This is a genomic window from Nocardia sp. NPDC060220 (genome assembly GCF_042727815.1).
Classification (GTDB): domain Bacteria; phylum Actinomycetota; class Actinomycetes; order Mycobacteriales; family Mycobacteriaceae; genus Nocardia.
In genome coordinates this window covers 1-4,605 of record NZ_JBHWZY010000565.1, presented here as the reverse complement: position 1 = coordinate 4,605, position 4,605 = coordinate 1, and the positions used below count along the sequence as shown (strand labels likewise).

At 68.1% G+C, this 4,605-nt stretch carries 4 protein-coding genes; all 4 read left to right on the top strand.

Features of this window, described 5'->3' with window-relative positions; all coding sequences use genetic code 11:
- The first annotated feature begins 266 nt into the window (after positions 1–266).
- Complete coding sequence (gene rplU, locus ACFWF3_RS25195) at positions 267–578, top strand: 50S ribosomal protein L21 (RefSeq protein WP_067456085.1); 312 nt, start codon at positions 267–269, stop codon at positions 576–578.
- A gap of 24 nt (positions 579–602) precedes the next feature.
- The gene (gene rpmA / locus ACFWF3_RS25190) at positions 603–869 is read left to right on the top strand and encodes a 50S ribosomal protein L27 (protein ID WP_056821498.1); all 267 of its coding nucleotides are present in this window, start codon (positions 603–605) and stop codon (positions 867–869) included.
- 122 nt (positions 870–991) lie between these two features.
- The gene (obgE, locus tag ACFWF3_RS25185) at positions 992–2,455 is read left to right on the top strand and encodes a GTPase ObgE (protein ID WP_379315698.1); all 1,464 of its coding nucleotides are present in this window, start codon (positions 992–994) and stop codon (positions 2,453–2,455) included.
- Positions 2,456–2,560: 105 nt separating this feature from the next.
- On the top strand, positions 2,561–3,676 hold the full coding sequence (proB, locus tag ACFWF3_RS25180) for a glutamate 5-kinase (protein WP_379315696.1): 1,116 nt from the start codon (positions 2,561–2,563) through the stop codon (positions 3,674–3,676).
- Positions 3,677–4,605 lie beyond the last annotated feature (929 nt).

Genomic DNA, 4,605 nt, shown 5'->3' with positions numbered 1-4,605 from the left:
AAGTAACCCGATGCTTGCGTGCGCGGATCGCTCCGCGCACGCAAGCCTCGATTCGGCCCCTGACCGGCCGAATTGGGGGAGTGGATACCATTCTGGTAACCTAGGTCGGTCGCTGCCCAGTGATTGAGCATCCAGCCGAGCAGGCCGGGTGATACCGCAGGCAGCAAACGTTCTTCCCCCGCTCGTGCGGGGATGAGCCCAGGAATACGCGTCGCAGCTGCGGCGTGGACATGTGCAGGACCAATGTGAGTGGAGGAAGCCGACCGATGGCAGCGTACGCAATCGTCAAGACCGGCGGAAAGCAGTACAAGGTCGCGGTCGGTGACCTGGTGAAGGTCGAGAAGATCGAGGGCGCGGTCGGCACCGCCGTGGCGCTGACCCCGGTTCTCGTCGTCGACGGCACCGATCTGACCACCGACGCCGACAAGCTGGCCAAGATCTCCGTGGCCGCTGAGGTCATCGACCAGACCAAGGGCCCGAAGATCCGGATCCACAAGTTCAAGAACAAGACCGGCTACCACAAGCGCCAGGGTCACCGTCAGCCGCTGACGGTCATCAAGGTCACCGGCATCAAGTAAGAATTTTCCCGAGGAGACGAAGCAATGGCACATAAGAAGGGCGCATCCAGCTCCCGGAACGGCCGCGATTCGAACGCCCAGCGCCTCGGCGTGAAGCGTTTCGGCGGCCAGAAGGTCAGCGCGGGCGAGATCCTGGTCCGTCAGCGTGGAACTCACTTCCACCCGGGCGTGAACGTCGGCCGTGGTGGCGACGACACGCTGTTCGCCCTCGAGGCGGGCGCGGTCGAGTTCGGCACCAAGCGTGGCCGCAAGACCGTCAACATCGTCGTTCCGGAGCCGGTCCAGGCCTGACCGCCTGGAGCTTCGCTCCCCACAGACACCAGAGCGGGTCAGGGTTGATTCCCTGACCCGCTCTGTCGTGTTCTCCCCACCCCTTACCGCAAACGACTAGTCAGAAGGAGGAGGATCAACCCATGTCCAAATTCATCGACCGCGTCGTGCTGCATGTTCGTGCCGGTAGAGGTGGACACGGTTGCGCCTCGGTGCATCGTGAGAAGTTCAAGCCGCTCGGTGGGCCCGACGGCGGCAACGGCGGCAGTGGCGGCGACGTGATCCTCGAGGTCGACGCCAACGTCCACACCCTGCTCGATTTCCATTTCCACCCCAACGCCAAGGCCGGCAACGGCAAGCCCGGCGAGGGCAGCAACCGAGAGGGCAAGAACGGCGCCGATCTGGTGCTGCAGGTCCCCGACGGAACGGTCGTCGTCGATGACGACGGCAAGGTGGTCTGCGACCTCGTCGGCGCGGGCAACCGGTTCATCATCGCCCGTGGCGGCCGCGGTGGCCTCGGCAACGCCTCGCTGGCGTCCAAGGCACGCAAGGCGCCCGGTTTCGCGCTGCTCGGCGAAGAGGGCGACGAGGTCGACGTCGTACTCGAGCTGAAGTCGGTCGCCGACGTCGGGCTCGTCGGCTTCCCGTCCGCGGGCAAGTCGTCGCTGGTCTCGGTGCTGTCCGCGGCCAAGCCGAAGATCGCCGATTACCCGTTTACCACGCTGGTCCCCAACTTGGGCGTCGTGCTGTCCGGTGACACGACCTTCACCATCGCCGACGTGCCGGGCCTGATCCCCGGTGCCAGCGAAGGTCGCGGCCTCGGCCTGGACTTTCTGCGCCACATCGAACGCTGCGCGGTGCTCGCCCACGTCGTCGACTGCGCGACCCTGGAACCCGGCCGCGACCCGGTCTCCGACGTCGATGCACTCGAGGCCGAGCTCGCCGCCTACAAGCCTGCCTTGTCAGGTGACGCCAGCCTCGGTGATCTGGCCGACCGCCCGCGCGTGGTCATCCTCAACAAGACCGACGTGCCCGATGCGGCCGAGCTGGCCGACATGGTGTCCGCCGAGTTCGCCGAGCGTGGCTGGCCGGTGTTCGAGATCTCCGCCGTGAGCCGTGCGGGCCTGCGCCCGTTGACGTTCGCGCTGGCCGACATGGTTCGTCAGTATCGCGAGGATCACCCCAAGGCCGCGCCCAAGCGCACCATCATCCGCCCGATCGCGGCCGACGAGACCGGTTTCAGCGTCATCGCCGACCCGGAGGAGGCGGGTGGCTTCATCGTGCGCGGCACTCGCCCCGAGCGCTGGATTCGCCAGACCGACTTCAACAACGACGAGGCCGTCGGCTACCTGGCCGACCGGTTGGCTCGCCTGGGTGTCGAAGCCGCGCTGGTCAAACAGGGTGCGCAACCGGGCTGCCCGGTCACCATCGCCGGTGTGACCTTCGAATGGGAGCCGATGATCTCGGCGGGTGTCGATATGCAGCCGACCGGCCGCGGAACCGACCTCCGGCTCGAGACCAACGATCGTATCGGTGCGGCCGAGCGCAAGCTCGCCTCGCAGGCGCGACGTGGTCTGCTCGACGAAAACGGCGAACGCAAAGAGTGAGGTGGGTCGCGCCCGGCGAAAATCGCTGTCGGGCGCGGCTATTGGATCGGCATACTGCGATGGTTGACGAGGTAGCTCGGTGATCGTGGTGCAGGGAGTTGAACGATGCAGGTGGGTTCGGAGCTGAGTCAGGGGCGCGCGGCGATCGTGTCGGCGCGCACCGTGGTGGTAAAGATCGGCTCGTCGGCGTTGACCAGCCTCGAAGGTGGCCTCGACACCGCCCGGCTCGATCTGCTGGCCGACGCGGTCGAGGCGCGGATGCGGGCCGGTTCGGATGTGGTGGTCGTGTCCTCGGGCGCGATCGGCGCGGGACTCGCTCCGCTCGGTCTGGTGAAACGGCCCAAGGATCTCGCGACCAAGCAGGCCGCGGCCAGCGTCGGACAGCTGGCTCTCGCCCACGCGTGGGGCACATCGTTCGCCCGCTATGACCGCACCGTCGGCCAGATCCTGCTCTCCGCCGACGATTTCGCCCGCCGGGAGCACCACCGCAACGCCCAGCGCACGCTGGACCGGTTGCGGTCGCTCGGCGCGATCGCGGTGGTGAACGAGAACGACACGGTCGCCACCGAGGAGATCCGCTTCGGCGACAACGACCGCCTCGCCGCCCTGGTGGCGCACCTGGTGGGCGCCGACGCCCTGATCCTGCTGTCGGACGTGGCGGGGCTCTACGACGGCGACCCGCGTAAGGGCGCCGCCAACTTCATTCCCGAGGTGCGCAGCAGTGCCGACCTCGACGGCGTGATCGCGGGTAGCGGTGGCGCGCTCGGGACCGGCGGGATGGCCTCCAAGCTCTCCGCTGCCCGCCTCGCCGCCGATGCGGGCATTCCTGTCCTGCTGGCTTCGGCCGCTGATGCTGCGGTTGCCCTCACCGGCGGCACCGTGGGTACGGCGTTCGCTGCTCGCCCGATCCGGCTCTCCGGTCGTAAGTTCTGGGTTCGCCATGCCGCTGATCCGCGGGGCGCGGTTCTGCTCGATGCGGGGGCGGTTGATGCGGTGGCTCAACGACACTCGTTGTTGGCGGCGGGTATCACCGGGATTCGTGGTCGCTTCTTCGGGGGGGATGTGGTGGATCTGGTCAGCCCTGATGACGCGGTTGTGGCTCGGGGGGTTATCGAATACGACAGTGCCGAGCTCGTCTCTATGCTCGGCCGGTCTACGACTGATCTCCCCGACACGATGCAACGTCCGGTGATTCACGCGGACGATCTGGTGAAGGTCTGAACGGAGACCTTCGTTCGGGGTGTTCACGCGGCTGCGGGGCGTGATGACCTGGGGTTCGAGGTGGGCACTCCGACGAAAGGGCCGTGGACGTATCGCGGTCGATGATCTACCGCGGCGGGACTACTCCTGGCTGATCGGTCTCGGGCGGTGGCGCCTTGGGTGTGGCTGGCTGTGACGGGGACACGTCGGATCCAGGAACCGGGCCGGTGACGCCGGGCTGACCGCCCGGGTCGGACATGTCGGGCATGCCCGGCAGCGGAAGTGGTTGTGGCGCTTGGCGGCCGGGTGGTGCCGGGGAGGCCGGTTGTTCCGAGGTCGGTGCGGGCGCTTCGGTCGGCCGCGGGGTTTCCGTGGTCGGGGGCCTCGGTGCCGGTGGATTCGAATCCTGCTGTGTCGGTAGCTGATTCGGCTGCGTTGGCGGGGGAGCGGGCGCCTCGCTGGGCGAACTCGTCGGCGGAACGGTCGGGCTCTGGCTCTGTGGAGCGGGTTGTTCGGTGGACGGCACGGGCGCTTCGGTGGTGGGCGCGGGCGCTGCGGTAGGCGGCGCGGGTGCTGCGGTAGGCGGCGCTGGCGGTTCGGTGGTGGGTGCGGGCGCTTCGGAAGACGGCACGGGCGCTTCGGTAGGCGGCGCGGGTGGCGCTGGCGCTTCGGTGGTGGGTGCAGGCGCTTCGGAAGACGGCAGAGGTGTTTCGGTAGGCGGTGCGGGTGGCGCTGGCGCTTCGGTGGTGGGAGCGGGCGCTTCGGGAGACGGCACGGGCGCTTCGGTAGTAGGTGCGGGCGCTTCGGAAGACGGTGTTGGCGCTTCGGTGGTGGGCGAGGGGGTCGTCTCGGATGCCGGAGACTGTGGCGTGGAGCTCTGACCTTGGGGTGCAGGGGTTTCCGACGGTGCGGGGGCTTCGCCTGGCGTCACGGTGGCGCCGGGCGCCGGG

Coding starts and splice junctions, on each gene's coding strand:
- rplU (WP_067456085.1), top strand. CDS start 267: ATGGCAGCGTACGCAATCGTCAAGACCGGCGGAAAGCAGTACAAGGTC.
- rpmA (WP_056821498.1), top strand. CDS start 603: ATGGCACATAAGAAGGGCGCATCCAGCTCCCGGAACGGCCGCGATTCG.
- obgE (WP_379315698.1), top strand. CDS start 992: ATGTCCAAATTCATCGACCGCGTCGTGCTGCATGTTCGTGCCGGTAGA.
- proB (WP_379315696.1), top strand. CDS start 2,561: ATGCAGGTGGGTTCGGAGCTGAGTCAGGGGCGCGCGGCGATCGTGTCG.